Origin of the sequence: Pseudomonas sp. MWU12-3088, from assembly GCF_023242405.1 — a bacterium.
Taxonomy (GTDB): domain Bacteria; phylum Pseudomonadota; class Gammaproteobacteria; order Pseudomonadales; family Pseudomonadaceae; genus Aquipseudomonas; species Aquipseudomonas kribbensis.
Window position 1 is genome coordinate 174,792 of the sequence record NZ_JALJEA010000002.1, and the last position, 15,396, is coordinate 190,187.

At 60.2% G+C, this 15,396-nt stretch carries 15 protein-coding genes; 8 read left to right on the forward strand and 7 right to left on the reverse strand.

The annotated features are described in order from the left end of the window. Nucleotides 1-61: 61 nt before the first annotated feature. The 4 genes from mdtD to yccS all read left to right on the forward strand — a co-directional run bounded on the left by mdtD (nucleotide 62) and on the right by yccS (nucleotide 6,488). Entirely contained in the window at nucleotides 62-1,501 is a 1,440-nt protein-coding gene (mdtD, locus tag M5B98_RS06525) for a multidrug transporter subunit MdtD (protein ID WP_085709132.1), read from the forward strand. Between the two features lie 80 nt (nucleotides 1,502-1,581). Next, nucleotides 1,582-2,967, forward strand: a complete 1,386-nt coding sequence (gene dbpA, locus M5B98_RS06530; protein ID WP_085709131.1) for an ATP-dependent RNA helicase DbpA — start codon at nucleotides 1,582-1,584, stop codon at nucleotides 2,965-2,967. 48 nt (nucleotides 2,968-3,015) lie between these two features. Further along, nucleotides 3,016-4,194: an NAD(P)/FAD-dependent oxidoreductase gene (locus M5B98_RS06535; protein ID WP_248742260.1), complete on the forward strand. Its 1,179-nt coding sequence runs from the start codon at nucleotides 3,016-3,018 to the stop codon at nucleotides 4,192-4,194. A gap of 110 nt (nucleotides 4,195-4,304) precedes the next feature. Continuing rightward, nucleotides 4,305-6,488 carry a YccS family putative transporter gene (gene yccS, locus M5B98_RS06540; RefSeq protein ID WP_134828362.1) on the forward strand — a complete coding sequence of 728 codons (2,184 nt, stop codon included), beginning with the start codon at nucleotides 4,305-4,307 and terminating at the stop codon, nucleotides 6,486-6,488. Between the two features lie 6 nt (nucleotides 6,489-6,494). Here yccS and M5B98_RS06545 read toward each other — a convergent pair whose 3' ends face one another. Next, complete coding sequence (locus M5B98_RS06545; protein ID WP_085709128.1) at nucleotides 6,495-7,232, reverse strand: substrate-binding periplasmic protein; 738 nt, start codon at nucleotides 7,230-7,232, stop codon at nucleotides 6,495-6,497. A gap of 256 nt (nucleotides 7,233-7,488) precedes the next feature. Between M5B98_RS06545 and M5B98_RS06550 the strand changes: the two genes are divergently transcribed. Beyond that, on the forward strand, nucleotides 7,489-7,941 hold the full coding sequence (locus M5B98_RS06550; protein ID WP_011336314.1) for a GNAT family N-acetyltransferase: 453 nt from the start codon (nucleotides 7,489-7,491) through the stop codon (nucleotides 7,939-7,941). A 42-nt stretch (nucleotides 7,942-7,983) separates the two neighbouring features. On the opposite strand, the gene M5B98_RS06555 is transcribed toward M5B98_RS06550, so the two are convergent. From M5B98_RS06555 to M5B98_RS06565, 3 genes are read right to left on the reverse strand one after another with little or no spacing between them, the layout of a single operon-like run. Next, a complete protein-coding gene (locus M5B98_RS06555; RefSeq protein WP_008033286.1) occupies nucleotides 7,984-8,280 on the reverse strand; it encodes a winged helix-turn-helix domain-containing protein in 297 nt (98 codons plus the stop codon). 24 nt (nucleotides 8,281-8,304) lie between these two features. Continuing rightward, nucleotides 8,305-8,796, reverse strand: a complete 492-nt coding sequence (locus tag M5B98_RS06560; protein ID WP_114886018.1) for a M48 family metallopeptidase — start codon at nucleotides 8,794-8,796, stop codon at nucleotides 8,305-8,307. Between the two features lie 40 nt (nucleotides 8,797-8,836). Then, nucleotides 8,837-10,960: a putative bifunctional diguanylate cyclase/phosphodiesterase gene (locus M5B98_RS06565; protein ID WP_248742261.1), complete on the reverse strand. Its 2,124-nt coding sequence runs from the start codon at nucleotides 10,958-10,960 to the stop codon at nucleotides 8,837-8,839. A 333-nt stretch (nucleotides 10,961-11,293) separates the two neighbouring features. Here M5B98_RS06565 and M5B98_RS06570 point away from each other — a divergent pair, with 333 nt between their 5' ends. The 3 genes from M5B98_RS06570 to M5B98_RS06580 all read left to right on the forward strand — a co-directional run bounded on the left by M5B98_RS06570 (nucleotide 11,294) and on the right by M5B98_RS06580 (nucleotide 13,331). Then, nucleotides 11,294-11,962 (forward strand): polysaccharide lyase family 7 protein, encoded by a 669-nt coding sequence (locus tag M5B98_RS06570; RefSeq protein ID WP_134828365.1) that lies wholly within the window; start codon nucleotides 11,294-11,296, stop codon nucleotides 11,960-11,962. 366 nt (nucleotides 11,963-12,328) lie between these two features. Continuing rightward, nucleotides 12,329-12,688: a DUF6124 family protein gene (locus M5B98_RS06575; protein WP_248742262.1), complete on the forward strand. Its 360-nt coding sequence runs from the start codon at nucleotides 12,329-12,331 to the stop codon at nucleotides 12,686-12,688. Between the two features lie 283 nt (nucleotides 12,689-12,971). Continuing rightward, nucleotides 12,972-13,331: a hypothetical protein gene (locus M5B98_RS06580; RefSeq protein WP_248742263.1), complete on the forward strand. Its 360-nt coding sequence runs from the start codon at nucleotides 12,972-12,974 to the stop codon at nucleotides 13,329-13,331. 248 nt (nucleotides 13,332-13,579) lie between these two features. On the opposite strand, the gene fba is transcribed toward M5B98_RS06580, so the two are convergent. From fba to M5B98_RS06595, 3 genes are all read right to left on the reverse strand, one after another. Then, on the reverse strand, nucleotides 13,580-14,644 hold the full coding sequence (gene fba / locus M5B98_RS06585) for a class II fructose-bisphosphate aldolase (RefSeq protein ID WP_007959708.1): 1,065 nt from the start codon (nucleotides 14,642-14,644) through the stop codon (nucleotides 13,580-13,582). A gap of 125 nt (nucleotides 14,645-14,769) precedes the next feature. Continuing rightward, nucleotides 14,770-15,102 carry an MliC family protein gene (locus M5B98_RS06590; protein ID WP_114886030.1) on the reverse strand — a complete coding sequence of 111 codons (333 nt, stop codon included), beginning with the start codon at nucleotides 15,100-15,102 and terminating at the stop codon, nucleotides 14,770-14,772. A gap of 57 nt (nucleotides 15,103-15,159) precedes the next feature. Beyond that, entirely contained in the window at nucleotides 15,160-15,381 is a 222-nt protein-coding gene (locus tag M5B98_RS06595) for a hypothetical protein (protein ID WP_197867242.1), read from the reverse strand. Nucleotides 15,382-15,396: the final 15 nt, after the last annotated feature.

Here is a 15,396-nt window from a genome sequence, read left to right on the forward strand (position 1 = left end):
AAATCGTTCCCGCGCCTGGCGCGGGAACGATCATTCACAGCCCCACACCACAAGAGGTTCCATGCCCAACCGCCCGCCTCTCGACGCCATCACCGCCCGCTGGTTGCCGTGGGTCGTCGCCATCGCTTTCTTCATGCAGTCCCTCGACGGGACCATCCTCAATACCGCCCTGCCGGCCATGGCCAGGGACCTGGCCGAAGACCCGTTGCGCATGCAAGGTGTGGTCATCGCCTACATGCTCACCGTGGCGTTGCTGATTCCGGCCTCGGGCTGGATCGCCGACCGCTTCGGCACCAAGAAGATCTTTTTCGGCGCAATCCTGCTGTTCAGCATCGGCTCGCTGCTCTGCGCCCTGTCGAGCAGCCTGACCATGCTGGTCGGCGCCCGGGTGATTCAGGGCCTCGGCGGTGCACTGATGCTGCCGGTCGGGCGATTGGTGGTACTGCGCGCCTACCCGCGTTCGGAGCTGGTGCGGATCATGGGTTTCATCACCATTCCCGGCCTGCTCGGCCCGTTGATCGGCCCGACCATGGGCGGCTGGATGGTGCAGTATCTGACGTGGCACTGGATCTTCCTGATCAACCTGCCGGTCGGCGTCATCGGCTGCTACGCGGTGTGGAAGTTCATTCCCGACCTGCGCGGCACCGAGCGCACGCGTTTCGATAGCCTGGGTTTCCTGCTGTTCGGCGCGGCGATGATTCTGATCACCATCGCCATGGAAGGCCTTGGCGAATTGCATCTGCCGCACCTGCGGGTGATGTTGCTGCTGTTCGGTGGCATGGCCTGTCTGGCCGCGTACTGGCTGCGCGCCGGGCGGGTCGAGAACCCGCTGTTCGCGCCTTCACTGTTCAAGACCCGGACGTTTGCAGTGGGGATCATCGGTAACCTGTTCGCCCGCCTGGGCAGCGGCGCGTTGCCGTTTCTGGTGCCGTTGCTGCTGCAGGTGGCGCTGGGTTATTCACCGTCGCAGGCCGGGATGAGCATGCTGCCGCTGGCTGCCGCAGCGATGTTTGCCAAGTGGATGGCGCGGCCGCTGATCGAGCGTCTCGGTTATCGCATCGTGCTCACCGGCAACACGCTGGCGCTGGGGATCATGCTGGCGAGCATGGGCCTGGTCAGCGAGCAGACACCGTATTGGCTGCTGTTGTGCCTGCTGGCGATTCTCGGCGCGATCAACTCGCTGCAGTTCACCGCGATGAACACCGTGACCCTGATCGATCTCGACGACGCCAGCGCCAGCAGCGGCAACAGCCTGCTGTCGGTGGTTGCGCAATTGTCGCTGAGCCTCGGGGTGGCCTGCGCCGGTGCGTTGCTCGGCGGCTTCACCGCGGAAATCGGCAATGATGGCGTTGAAACCGTGCTGGGCGCGTTCCAGCTGACGTTCGTGACCGTAGGCGTGATGGCGATGCTGGCTGCGACCATCTTCTCGCAACTCTCGAAAGAGGACGGGCGGCGCGTCAAACGTCCCGATGAACATCCGGACGAACACATCGAACATTAACCACTGTTCGTCCAGAACTTTCGAGGAAAGTGGCACGGGGCTGCTACACTGCGCGACATTTTGTTTTGCAGGCCAGTCCCGTGACCACCATCGCCACCGCTTTTAATACTTTGCCGCTGTCCGCCGCCATGCTGGCTAACCTCGAATCTCTCGGTTATGCCCAGATGACGCCGATCCAGGCGCAGAGCTTGCCGGTGATCCTCAAGGGGATGGACCTGATCGCCCAGGCCAAGACCGGCAGCGGCAAGACCGCCGCGTTCGGCATCGGCCTGCTGAACCCGATCAATCCGCGCTACTTCGGTTGCCAGGCTCTGGTCATCTGCCCGACCCGCGAGCTGGCCGACCAGGTCGCCAAGGAAATCCGTCGTCTGGCCCGCGCCGAAGACAACATCAAGGTCCTGACCCTGTGTGGCGGCGTGTCGTTCGGCCCGCAGATCGCCTCGCTGGAGCACGGCGCACACATCATCGTCGGCACCCCGGGGCGCATCCAGCAGCACCTGCGCAAGGGTTCGCTGGTCCTCGATGGCCTGAACACGCTGATCCTCGATGAAGCCGACCGCATGCTCGACATGGGTTTCTACGACGCCATCGAAGACATCATCGAGCAGACCCCGACCCGCCGTCAGACCCTGCTGTTCTCGGCCACCTATCCGGTGGGCATCAAGCAACTCGCTTCGAAGTTCATGCGCGATCCGCAGACGGTGAAAGCCGAAGCGTTTCACGACGACACCCAGATCGAACAGCGCTTCTACGAGATTTCCCCGGAAGAGCGCATGAGCGCGGTGACCAAGGTCCTGCACCACTTCCGTCCGGCCTCCACCGTGGCCTTCTGCTTCACCAAGCAGCAGGTGCAGGAAACCGTCGATCACCTGACCTCCAAAGGCATTTCCGCCGTCGGCCTGCACGGCGATCTGGAACAGCGTGACCGCGACCAAGTACTGGCGATGTTCGCCAACCGCAGCACTTCGGTACTGGTCGCCACCGACGTTGCCGCCCGTGGTCTGGATATCGATTCGCTGGACATGGTGATCAACGTCGAGCTGGCCCGGGATTCGGAAATCCACATTCACCGCGTCGGCCGTACCGGTCGTGCCGGCGAGAAAGGCATCGCGGTCAGCCTGGTGGCGCCGTCGGAAGCGCACCGCGCCCAGGCCATCGAACAACTGCAGAAAACCCCGCTGAACTGGGATCAGGTGGACAACCTGAAATCCCAGGGCGGTGCCCCGCTGCAACCGCCGATGAGCACGCTGTGCATCGCCGGCGGACGCAAGGACAAGGTGCGTCCGGGCGACATTCTCGGCGCACTGACCGGTGAGGCCGGGATTCCGGGCACCCAGGTCGGCAAGATCGCGATCTTCGACTTCCAGTCTTACGTGGCAGTTGAACGCACCGTGGTCATGCAGGCGCTGCAGCGCTTGAACAACGGCAAGATCAAGGGTCGTTCGCTGCGCGTTCGCGTCCTCTGACCTGAGCGTTACCGAAACCGATACTGATCGTTGTGTGAGGACACCGTTTTGCGCTCTACCGAAGTCGTGATCATTGGCGCTGGCGCCGCTGGGTTGATGTGTGCACTGACCGCCGCCGGGCGCGGGCGTCAGGTGTTGCTGCTCGACCACGCGAACAAGGCCGGCAAGAAAATCCTGATGTCCGGCGGTGGGCGCTGCAACTTCACCAACATGTACACCGAACCGGGCAATTTCCTGTCGCAGAATCCGCACTTCTGCAAATCCGCGCTGGCCCGCTACACCCAGTGGGATTTCATCGGCATGGTCGCCAAGCACGGCGTGCCCTATCACGAGAAAAAACTCGGCCAGCTGTTCTGCGATAACAAATCCAGCGACATCCTCGGCATGCTGCTGGACGAGTGCGATCAGGTCGGCGTCAATCTGCATCTGGACACCTCGATCCAGACCATCGAGAAAGTCGAGGGCGGCTACCTGCTCGACACCACCCTCGGCCAGATCCAGTGCCAGTCGCTGGTGATCGCCACCGGTGGCCTGTCGATCCCGACGCTGGGCGCCACCGGTTTCGGTTACCAGGTTGCCAGGCAATTCGGCCACGACCTGCTGCCGACCCGCGCCGGGCTCGTGCCGTTCACCATCACCGATCAGCTCAAGGATTTGTGCACCGAACTGTCGGGCACCTCGGTGGATTGCCTGGTCAGCTGCAACGACCAGAGCTTTCGCGAGAACATCCTGTTCACTCACCGCGGCCTCAGCGGCCCGGCGATTCTGCAGATTTCCTCGTTCTGGGAACCGGGCGATACCGTCGAGATCAACCTGCTGCCGGATCACGACGCCGCGAGCTGGCTGCAACAACAGACCGCCGAGCGCCCGAACAGCGAACTGAAAACCCTGCTCGGCGAAATCTTCACCAAGAAGATGGCCAACCTGCTGGCGGACAACTGGTTCGTCTCCAAACCGATAAAGCAGTACACCCACGCCGAACTGGCAGACATCGCCGAGAAACTCGGCAGCTGGAAAGTCGTCCCGGCCGGCACCGAAGGCTACCGCACTGCCGAGGTCACCCTCGGTGGCGTCGACACCCGCGAAGTGTCGTCCAAGACCATGGAATCGCTGAAAAGCCCGGGCCTCTATTTTGTTGGCGAAGTGCTGGATGTCACCGGGCATCTGGGCGGCTTCAACTTTCAGTGGGCCTGGGCATCGGGTTACGCGGCGGCGCAATACGTCTGACTTGAAGGTCGTGCGGAACACTTTTTGCTGTCAGATGTGATCGGCGCCATTGCGTCGGCGTCATTACTGGCTCAATTTAGCGGCATCGCCTCGGAAGGCCTTCGCACTTCATGTCCTCGACCTCGTTTCGTCAGTCTTTGCGGCGCCTGTGGGCGCTGGATAAATTCAGCTACAGCGTGCGGGTGTTCATCGCCCTGACCGGCAGCATGGCGCTGTGCTGGTATCAGGATGAAATGGGGCTGCTGATCCCGCTGTTCCTCGGGATCATCGCCAGCGCCCTGGCCGAGACCGACGACAGTTGGCAGGGCCGCCTCAACGCACTGGCGGTGACGCTGGTGTGTTTCAGCGTTGCGGCGCTGTCGGTGGAATTGCTGTTCCCCTACCCCATCGTGTTCGTCATCGCTCTGGCACTGGCCAGTTTCGGCCTGACCATGCTCGGCGCGCTCGGCGAACGTTATGGCGCGATTGCCTCGGCGACATTGATTCTCTCGGTCTACACCATGATCGGTGTGGACCAGCGCGGCGGCGCGGTCACGGATTTCTGGCACGAACCGATGCTGCTGGTGGCCGGCGCCGCGTGGTACGGCCTGCTGTCGGTTTTGTGGCAGGCGATGTTCTCCAACCAGCCGGTGCAGCAGAGCCTGGCGCGGCTGTTCCGTGAGCTGGGTTATTACCTGAAGTTGAAAGCCTCGCTGTTCGAGCCGATCCGTCAACTGGACGTCGAAGCGCGGCGCCTGGAACTGGCCCAGCAAAACGGTCGTGTCGTCGCAGCACTGAACAGCGCCAAGGAAATCATCCTGCACCGCGTCGGCAACGGGCGCCCCGGCTCGAAAGTCAGCCGCTACCTGAAGCTGTATTTCCTCGCTCAGGACATTCACGAACGCGCCAGTTCTTCGCACTACCCTTACAACGCGCTGGCCGAGGCGTTTTTCCACAGCGACGTGCTGTTCCGCTGCCAACGCCTGCTGCGCCAGCAAGGCAAGGCCTGTCGGGCGCTGGCCGAATCGATCCAGATGCGCCAGCCATTCATCTACGACGCGACATTCGCCGAAGCCCTGAGCGACCTGCACGCCTCCCTCGAACACCTGCGCATCCAGAGCAACCCGGCCTGGCGCGGACTGCTGCGTTCGCTGCGGGCACTGGCGGCCAACCTCGGCACCCTCGACCGTTTGCTCAGCGACGCCAGCAACCCTGATGCCCTGGCCGATGCCACCGACAGCAGCCTGCTCGACCGCTCGCCGCGCAACTTCAAGGATGTCCTGACCCGTCTGCGCACGCAGCTGACGCCGACGTCATTGCTGTTCCGCCATGCCCTGCGCCTGCCGCTGGCGCTGAGTATCGGTTACGGCATGGTGCACCTGATTCACCCGTCGCAGGGTTACTGGATCATCCTCACCACGCTGTTCGTCTGCCAGCCGAACTACGGCGCCACCCGGCGCAAACTCGGCCAGCGGATTCTCGGCACCGCCATCGGCCTGACCATCGCCTGGGCGCTGTTCGATCTGTTCCCGAGCCCGCTGGTGCAGTCGTGCTTCGCCATCGCCGCCGGCGTGGTGTTCTTCACCAACCGCACCACCCGCTACACCGTGGCCACCGCCGCCATCACGATCATGGTGCTGTTCTGCTTCAACCAGGTCGGTGACGGTTACGGGCTGTTTGTGCCGCGGCTGTTCGATACCCTGCTCGGCAGTCTGATCGCAGGCCTGACGGTGATCCTGTTCCTGCCGGACTGGCAGGGTCGGCGCCTGAACAAAGTGCTGGCCAACACCCTGACCTGCAACAGCATCTACCTGCGCCAGATCATGCAGCAATACGCCGCCGGCAAGAGCGACGACCTCGCCTATCGCCTCGCCCGACGCAACGCGCACAACGCCGACGCGGCGCTGTCGACCACGCTGGCAAACATGCTGATGGAGCCGGGGCATTTCCGGAAGGAAGCCGACGTCGGCTTCCGCTTCCTGGTGCTGTCACACACCTTGCTCAGTTATCTGTCGGGCCTCGGCGCACACCGGGAAACCCAGTTGCCGGCCGAGGTGCGTGAGCATCTGATCGATGGCGCCGGGGTGAAACTGGCCAGCAGCATCGACGAGATCGCCCAGGGGCTGGCGAGCAAACAGCCGATTGCGATCCAGAGCGATGAAGAAGAAGCGCTGGCCAATGAACTTGAGCAAATGGCGGACGAGATCGACGAAGGCCAGCGACTGGTGCAGACGCAACTGGCGCTGATCTGCCGTCAGCTAGGCCCGTTGCGGACGCTGGCGGCGCACTTGATCAAGGACACCGCCGAGGATTGAGCCGCCTCACATGCCATGCTGCCTGAGTAACTTGTCATAGCTGCCATCGGCCTTCATCGCCGCAATCGCCTTGTCGAACCCGGCCACGATCTGTTCGTGCTCCGGGTTCTTCAGGCTGACCAGAATGTGCAGACTGTTCTCGCTCAAGGGCTTGGGCAGGAACTCCACGGCGTTGCGCACTTTCGGTGATTCACGGGCCAGGTAATAGCGGGCGACGTATTCATCTTCCAGGGTCAGCTTGACCCGATCCGCCGCCAGCATGCGCACGGCCATGGCGAAGTTATGCACAGGGACTTTCTGCAGCGCCGTGTCGGCATCGAACGGCGCGGAATAGGCATAGCCGCGCACCACCGCAATCGGATAGGTGTGCAGTTCCTGCAAGTTGTTGTATTCGATGGGCGTGTCTTTGCGCTTGAGAAAACGCACGCGGTTGAGCAGGTACTCGTCAGAAAACTGCCCGAGCTTCGTACGCTCGTCGTTATACCAGGCGTTGACCAGCACGTCGTAACGCCCCTCGCCAACCCCGAGCAGCGCCCGCGCCCACGGCACCTGTTCGTAATCGCTGGCATAACCGGCCCGGGCCAGGGCCGTGCTGACGATGTCCGTGGCCAGCCCGCCGTTGACCAGTGTGTCATCGGTAAAGGGTGGCCAGACGTCGAAGACCAGACGCAGTTTCTCCGCTGCAGCGCTTTGACCCAGCAACAGCAATCCGATCAAAGCCAACGCTCGATGCAATCGCGGCATGCTTGAAAATCCTTAGCGGGCGGGCCGCCCGGCGTGTTTTCAGTCAAAACCCCAAGGCCCCGTACCGGCGAATCCCAGGCCCTAACCTTAGCTCATTGAAGCCGTTGCACAGCGCTTCTCAGCAGATTACACAAAGATGTCGGCGCCGCCAGAAGGGAATGATGGCATTTTGGCCTTTGTCACAGATTTCTCAGCCATACAGACATATTTCGACGTGGCGCTTAGTATCGGGCGACGTAGTTCAAGGAATCGGAAGATGACAATCGAGTGGGTCTGCAAACATCACAGCGATCTGGGACTGGAACAGCTGTACGCCATTTTGAAATTGCGCTCGGAAGTGTTCGTGGTCGAACAGCGCTGCGCGTACCTGGACCCGGACGGCCAGGATCTGGACGGGGACACCTGCCATTTGATGGGCTGGGACGGTGATCAACTGGTGGCATATCTGCGTCTGCTGGACCCGGAATCCCAGGGAGGCGACGTGGTGATCGGCCGTGTACTGACGGCGCCAGCAGGACGTGGCAAAGGCTTGGGGCACGAGATGATGGAGCAGGCGCTGAAGCAAGCCGAAAAGCGCTGGCCTGAAGTGCCGATCTATCTGTCGGCCCAGGCGCATTTGCAGGGGTATTACGGGCGGTACGGGTTTGTGGTGGCGGGTGAGGAATATCTGGAGGATGACATTCCGCATATCGGGATGCGTCGGTCTTGAGGCTACCCCTTCGCGGGCGTGCCCGCGAAGGGGCTACTCAGGTCAGGGATACTCGAGAACAGCCTTGATCTGCCGCAAATTCCGCTCGATCCACCCCCGATCAATCGCCCCCCACTCGCGAATCCGATAGCGCCCCGCATGATTGCGTGCGCCCTCTTCCTGCTCGAACTCGCAGACGATATCCAGATCCGCCAGTGCCGCGATGGTGTCCTGCGCCGTGCGCCGGGGCATGCCGGTGACGTCGGTCAGCGCCGGTACGCTGCTGGCCAGGCCGCTGTCGATCAGATACGCCACGTACAAGCGCCGGTAGAAACTGCTCTTGGTCTTGCTCACGTCCATGCATGCGCTCCGTTGTTTGATGTCTTATTGCATGTCCCGCCACGTCAGGTACACCCGCAGATCGAACTCGATCTGGTGATAGCCCGGCAGCATGTGCTCACATAATTTATAGAACGCCTTGTTGTGATCCGACTCCTTGAAGTGCGCCAGTTCATGCACGACGATCATCTTCAAGAACTCAGGCGCGGCCTCCTTGAACAGCGAGGCAATGCGAATCTCTTTCTTGGCCTTGAGCTTGCCGCCCTGCACCCGAGAGACCGTGGTGTGCAGACCGAGGGCGCGGTGGGTCAGGTCGAGGCGGTTGTCGAACAGCACCTTGTCGATGGCCGGAGCGTTGCGCAGGTACTCCTGTTTCAAGTCCAACGCGTAGCCGTACAACGCCTTGTCGCTCTGCACATCGTGGCGGCCCGGATAACGTTGGCTCAGGTAATCACCAAGGCGATCTTCGGCAATCAATTGGCGCACCTGATCCTGCAATTGCGCGGGATAGGCCTGGAGGTATTTCAACGCGGTCATGGGCGGCACGGGTCATGAAAAGGCCGCCAGTGTAGCGAATTCAACCGGCCAACGCGCTCCAGTCGAACGGCTCGGCAAAGCGCGTCGCGTCCTCGGCGACCAACGGCCGCGCCACCAGGAAGCCTTGCACGTACTCACAGCCATGGGCTTGCAGCCATTGATATTGCTCGACGGTTTCCACGCCTTCGGCAATCACCAGCAACCCGTATTCCTTGCACAGATCAATGACAGTGCGCACCAGCGAGGCGTCCCGGGACGAGTCGGGCAATCGGGCGATCAGGTGGCGATCGAGCTTGAGCGTATCCAGCTCCAGATCCCGCAGATGCGACAGCGAGCAGGACCCGGAGCCGAAATCGTCCAGCGCCACCCGCACCCCGAGATTGCGCAGCAGCTTCAGCTGTTTGCGGGTCTCGTCCGGGTTGATCGTCAGCGCCTCTTCGGTCACTTCCACTTCCATCTGATGCGGCTGCAAGCCATGGCGCTCCAGCACCTGGCGCAACTCGGTCACCAGATTCGGCAAACCGAACTGGGTATTGCTCAGGCTCACCCCAAGCACCAGATCCCTGGAAAACGCGGACTCCCAGGCCTTACGCTGCCCGGCGCTGCGGTGATAGATCCAGCTGCCGAGCCGGCTGATCAGCGTCGCCTCTTCCAGCAACGGCAGGAAAAGCCCCGGTGGCACGTCGCCGACACTCGGATGCTGCCAGCGCAGCAATGCCTCGAAACCGCGAATCCGGCCGTCACCAATCGCGACTTGCGGCTGATACACCAGATTGAAATCCCGGTTCTCGATGGCGTTGCGCACGCTCTCTTCCAGCATCAGCCTTGAGCGCGCGCGGCCGTTCATTTCGTGATCGTAGAAGCGATATTGCTGACGCCCGGCGCGCTTGGCTTCGTACATGGCAATGTCCGAGGCGCGCATCAGACCGTCGAGGTTGTTGCCGCAATCCGGGTACGTGGCGATGCCGATACTGGCGCCAAGGGCAATGTCCATGCCTTCGATCTGCTGACAGATCGACACCCGTTCGATGAGTTTCTCAGCGATCTTCGCCGCTTGTTCGGGGAATTCCAGATCAAGCAGCGCTGTGAACTCGTCACCGCCCATCCGCGCCAGAATGTCGAACGGCCGCAGGCAGGCTTTCAGTTGTTCGGAGACCCAGCGCAACACCCGGTCGCCGGCATCGTGGCCGAGAGAATCGTTGACCCGTTTGAAGCCATCGAGATCGAGGTACATCAACACCCAACTGCTGTCACTGCGCTCACCGCGCAACAGCAGGTTTTCCACCGTCTGGTAAAAACCACGGCGATTGAGCAGCCCGGTCAACGGATCGGTGACCGCCTGAAATTCCAGCTGTTGATGCAGATGCCGCACCACCGACATGTCCAGCACCGTCACCACCATCGCGTGCTGCTCGCTCGGCAACGGCGCGCAGGACAGCGCCACCGGCACTTGCTGGCCCGGAGCGGTACGCAGCAACGCGTCGTGTAAGCGCAGCGTCTCGCCGCGTTTGTAACTGGCATAAAACTCCGAATCGGCCCACAGCGGAATGTGCGGTTTCTGCAGGAAATCGAGAAACTCCTGCCCTTCCAGTTCCTTCACCGGCGCATTGAGCAATCGGGAAATCGCCGGGTTGGCGAAGCGGATCAAGCCATCCTCGGCCAATACCAGAATCCCTTCGGCGGCGTTATCCAGCACCGACGCATTGAAGGCCCGCGCCGATTCCAGATCCTGACTCAGGCGCTGCAAGGCCCGGCGATTGCGCTGATGCTCCAGCAACGCCTGGACCTTGGGCTTGAGAATCTGCGGGTCGAACGGTTTGAACAGGTAATCCACCGCGCCACTGGCATAGCCCTTGATCACGGCGTCCTGGGACTGTTCGTTGGCGGTAAGGAAAATGATGGGAGTGAGCCGCGTTCGCTGGCTGCCGCGCATCAGGCGTGCAACTTCGAAACCGTCCATGCCCGGCATCTGCACATCCAGCAGCACCAGGTCGATGTCGTGTTCGAGCAACAGGCTGAGGGCTTCGAAACCGGAAGCCGCGGTCATGACCTGCCAGTCCTGGCGCTGCAGCAACGCGCGCATGCTGATCAGATTTTCAGGGTAATCATCAACGATCAAAAGGACGGAGCTGCCTTCACCTGGCTGGGTTTGCGCGCATTCCATGCTGCTTCTCTTGTCGGGACATCCAATCGGGACGCGGCCGGTTTCTCGTGAAAACCGTACTGTTACTGAGCCTTCACTCTAGTCCTGGATCCGAAAAAGCAGTAGCTGTCATCAGGCCATCATTTAACCAAACCGGTAAGTAGCCGACTAACGGTCATCGCTGCAGCCCCCGAAAACCGGGAAACATGGCATTTCGACAGGATGTTGGCGCCAATCATCCGCCAGACGGCCGTTAACAAAAAATCCCTCTACGCTTATAAAGGCCGCCCCCAAGAGGCGCGGGCTAGAGCTTCTGGCACGCGCGTGCAGCAGAAACAGAGTGGAAGAACCGACATGATCGACCTCGCAACCTGGAACCTCAGCGTTCCCGTTGGCAGCCCGCCCCACACCGTCGAAACCTCCAGACTGGTGAACGGCTTCAAGGATCAGTACTTCCATTCCGACACCGGCACCCTGTTTTTCTGGTCCCCGGTGACCGGCTCGAAAACCGAAAACGCCATCTACCCGCGCACCGAACTGCGCGAAACCTTCAGCAACGGCACCCTGCGCAACTGGTACTACCCGGACGCCGACAACCTGCTACGCGCGACCCTCTCGGTCAACAAAGTGCCCAGCTCCGGCAAGATCGTCATCGGCCAGATCCACGCCTATGAAAGCCAGAAACCGCTGGTGAAACTCGAGTATCAGTACAAGAGCAAACTGGACTCCGGCAACCTGGTGATCAAGGTGCGCATGCATCCGGATGATGACGAAGGCCGGGTGATTACCCTCGCGACCGGAATCAAACTGGATCGCGAGTTCAACTACCTGATTCACCTCAGCCCCGGTGGTGCGCTGGGTATCAGCGCGGCCGGGTATCAGTGGGACTCGCAGATCAGCGCGACGTGGCGCAACAAACCGCTGTACTTCAAGGCCGGCGTGTATGTGCAGGACAACACCGGGTACACCAGCGAGGGTGGGCAGGTGACGTTCAGCAAGCTGGATATCGATCACGATAAATAGCAGCCGCGTGACCGTTTAAGGCTGCTGTTTAAAGACGGTTCGCGTTACTTCCTGAAGCCTACAACGGCTTGCGTCGCGGCCTACCGCTACGCCAGAATCCGCCGGCTTGTGCGCCTGGAGGGCCGTCGGTAACTTGATTCGGGTCACTGATTCGCAGTGATCGGGTTTAGTAGCCCGTGGTGTTTTCAGCTACGTGCAATGCGCTATCCATCAGACATTCCAGTCTGACTGTGATGGTGGCTGTGCGCAGGGCGCTTCGGCGCGCCGGTCAATGCTGAATACTCCCCGGTCTACTAACCTGCGCACAGCTGCCACCCTTCTTTTAGTAGGGAAGGACCGGCAGCTCCTTACAGGAGTTTTCAGCTTATGTTCAAACCTACGCCTAACCCGCCAGAAACAGATCCGGCCTCCCCCTACGATTCCCTCGACCCCAAAAAACTCAACGAAGCCGCCGAACGCGCCCTCGACCACTACCTCTGCCCCGGCGCCCGCATCATGGTCACGGTCAACGAACCCGACCGCATGTACTTCGCCAACCCCGCCTGCAACACCGAATCCCTGCTGGCCAACGCCAGCGAAACCCTCGGCTCCGCCAGCGAAATGCTCAACAACTTCGCCGCGATACTCCCGCCATTCCACCGCAAAACCGCGCTGGGTATCGCACAAGTGGTGATGCTTGGGGAACTGGCGGTGAATCAGGCGCTGGATCACGTCGAGCCGAAGTAATAAGTGCAAAAAGGGGCGAACTCATTGAGTCGCCCCCTCTATTACTCTCAGCATTTCCCCAAGCATCTGCGTCCGATTTTTTCACATTAAAAACAACAAACCAGCTGCCTTTCATCGCCACGCCTGTCCAAATATCAAAAAAATCAAAAACCATTCCAAATAATTATTAAAAACTGTCATTTATAACAGGTGCTGCAACTCGAGTTAAAAACTAACATCATGAACGGCACAGAAAAAAGTTCCTAAATTTTAATATTCCACGAAGACATGAAGGAGAAAGGTCATGGGCCAGGTCAATCCGAACGGAACCTATTACGGGCGCGTGTATGATGCCGGCGAGAGTCATAACGCCACTCTCATCATTATTGATTCCGACCCGCAAACAGGCAACATTTCACAGGCCACAATGGATTATTACGGACTTACCTTTACCGTTGACGGGAGTTTCGCCTATCAAAATTTATCAGATGAATCCGCTGTATCCTTCGACCTTCGAGCACAAGCAGGAGCCCCGGAATATAACGTCCTTATTATCAGCATGAGTTCACCTGATAGAAGTTACTCCAATTTGAACGGCACTGTTCGCGTCGATCGTGGAGGACCGAATGTAGGTAAAACATACAACATCACCTTCACTAAATAAAACACAAGAAAACAAACAATGAATCAAAGGGAACGGATTTATTTAACCATCAACTTCTCACTAAAGCCGCTACAAGCTGCGCAGACCATAAAAATGTCACCCATATCGGACTTCGGCCAAGCCGATCCAGATTTTGTCCGTTACAGGTGACATTTCACGCAGCAGAAATATGAGCTCGCCGTGAAATTTCAGGCAAAAAGAAACCCGCCTCTCGGCGGGTTTTCTTTAAATCAGCTAAACACCCAGTCTCAATTGACCTTGGCGTTCAACTCACCCTTCAGATAACGCTGATACATGCTTTCCAGCGAGATCGGCTTGATCTTCGAAGCGTTGCCGGCAGTGCCGAAAGCTTCGTAACGAGCGATACATACATCGCGCATCGCCTTCACGGTTTCACCGAAGAATTTACGCGGGTCGAATTCGCTCGGGTTGGTGGCCATCAGGCGACGCATGGCGCCGGTGGATGCCAGACGCAGGTCGGTGTCGATGTTGACCTTGCGCACGCCGTGCTTGATGCCTTCGACGATTTCTTCAACCGGTACGCCGTAGGTTTCTTTGATGTCGCCGCCGTACTGGTTGATGATCGCCAGCCACTCTTGTGGAACCGACGAGGAACCGTGCATCACCAGGTGGGTGTTCGGGATACGTTTATGGATTTCCTTGATGCGGTCGATGGCCAGCACGTCGCCGGTAGGTGGCTTGGTGAACTTGTAGGCGCCGTGGCTGGTGCCGATGGCGATGGCCAGGGCGTCGACCTGAGTCTTCTTGACGAAGTCAGCGGCTTCTTCCGGGTCGGTCAGCATCTGGCTGTGGTCCAGAACGCCTTCGGCACCGATGCCGTCTTCTTCACCGGCCATGCCGGTTTCCAGCGAACCCAGGCAGCCCAGCTCGCCTTCAACCGAAACGCCGCAGGCGTGAGCCATGGCGACGGTTTGTTGAGTTACGCGAACGTTGTATTCGTAGTCGGTCGGGGTCTTGCCGTCTTCGCCGAGGGAGCCGTCCATCATCACCGAGCTGAAGCCCAGCTGGATCGAGCGCTGGCAGACGTCAGGGCTGGTGCCGTGGTCCTGGTGCATGCACACCGGGATGTGCGGGAATTCTTCGATCGCGGCCAGGATCAGGTGACGCAGGAACGGCGCGCCGGCGTATTTGCGAGCGCCGGCCGAAGCCTGGACGATCACCGGGGAGTCAGTCTTGTCAGCGGCTTCCATGATGGCGCGCATCTGCTCAAGGTTGTTGACGTTGAAGGCTGGAACGCCGTAGCCGAACTCGGCTGCGTGGTCCAGCATCTGGCGCATGCTGATAAGTGCCATTGTGTGTGTCTCTCCCGGTTTGGGTCGTTAATCGTGCCAGCCTGCCGGAGCGGCGGCGGCTATTCAAGTGATTGCAGATCGGGGGTTGAGGCCCGGCCTGGTGATTCGATAAAGCAGATTCTGTTTTATTCGGCTTTGCAGCCCCGGCCGATCAGATCATTGGTTGCGACCCAGTAAACCAGGCCTTCATTACCTTTGATGTGAAACGCCAGCATGTCGTCGCTGTACAACGCGCCCGAGGCGCCCGGCTCTTCTTTCAGGCGATAGACCTGATCGCCGCCGCCCAGTCGCACATCGACGGCTTTCTGGCCGGCATCGGTGTAGCGCCACAGCACCTTGGCCTGGCTGTCGCAGGTCCAGGTGGTCCAGTTATCCACAGGGGCGGACGACTGGAACGGGTTCCACTGCGCGCAACCACCCAACAATCCCAGTGCCGCAACGGCGATCAAGCCTTTCATCCGTGTTCCTCGACCGGCAGCGCACGCCGCCGGCCCTGAGTTAAAGAGTCAGACCGGTCAAGGGCAACCATGTTCCTTGGCCGGGGTTTGCGTCTCGTATTTGTCCAGGCCTTCCGGCCCCGAGCGCTTGTTCAGCACCGGGTTGGTTTCGGCCTGCCAGTCGGCCTGGTAGCAGCCTTTCTGTGCCTCGCCGGGTGCCGGTGTCGGCTCGGCCTTCGGGTTACTCCCGCAGGCTGCCAATGTACCGGTCAGCAACAACAGCGCTAACGACTTGACCATCTGAACACTCCTTTG